Source organism: Thermodesulfovibrio sp. 1176 (genome assembly GCF_029946585.1).
In the GTDB taxonomy this organism is placed as follows: domain Bacteria; phylum Nitrospirota; class Thermodesulfovibrionia; order Thermodesulfovibrionales; family Thermodesulfovibrionaceae; genus Thermodesulfovibrio.
In genome coordinates, this window is the sequence record NZ_JARZRZ010000030.1 from 1 (window position 1) to 255 (window position 255).

Annotated in this window: 1 protein-coding gene; it reads right to left on the reverse strand. The window is 36.1% G+C overall.

Features of this window, described 5'->3' with window-relative positions; all coding sequences use genetic code 11:
- On the reverse strand, positions 1-255 hold a 255-nt coding region (locus tag QI155_RS11030; RefSeq protein ID WP_281321689.1), incomplete at both ends, for a transposase.

The following is a 255-nucleotide window of genomic DNA, read 5'->3' on the forward strand; positions in this document are numbered from 1 at the left end:
CTCCTCTATTTGTTCTGCTGAGTAGGGAAGATTCATTGACTGTAGCAGTGCCTTTATTTTATTTGGTGAGTAACTCACAAGATTGAGAATAAATTCCTGAAAACTCTCATTAGCTTTCTGCCATTCTACAGGCAATATTGCTTGACGAAATTCTGATTTTCTGTCTCTTGGGACTGAAATACCTAAGTTCCCTAAAAAACAGGCAAGTTGTCTTTCATAATATCCATTTGCTTTGTTGTCTATACTTTCCCTTAA